General features: G+C 46.5%; 1 protein-coding gene. It reads left to right on the forward strand.

What is annotated here, in order from left to right; all coding sequences use genetic code 11:
- Window positions 1–353 (forward strand): NAD-dependent epimerase/dehydratase family protein (locus A3728_RS22515; protein WP_150120895.1); only part of this gene is annotated, 353 nt, incomplete at both ends.

A 353-nucleotide genomic window follows, 5' to 3' on the forward strand; every position in this document is an offset into this window, starting at 1 on the left:
GCGGAATACGAGCGTACGAATGTTAAGGGCGCAGCAAACATTGCAAAGGTGTGTTCCGAGAAGAATATTCGGAAAATTGTATTTACCAGCTCTGTTGCCGTTTACGGGTTCGCAGAGCCAGGCACTGATGAAGCCGGCGCAATCAATCCATTCAACGAGTATGGAAAAACCAAGTATAAGGCTGAAGAAAAACTTCGTGCATGGCACTCCTCAGCGGACAATGACCTGATCATTGTTCGACCTACCGTGATTTTCGGTGAAGGGAACAGGGGCAATGTTTATAATCTGTTGAAGCAGATTGCATCTGGAAATTTTGTAATGGTTGGTGCGGGAACAAACCGCAAATCCATGGC

The organism is Sulfitobacter sp. HI0040 (assembly GCF_001634885.1).
GTDB lineage: Bacteria > Pseudomonadota > Alphaproteobacteria > Rhodobacterales > Rhodobacteraceae > Sulfitobacter.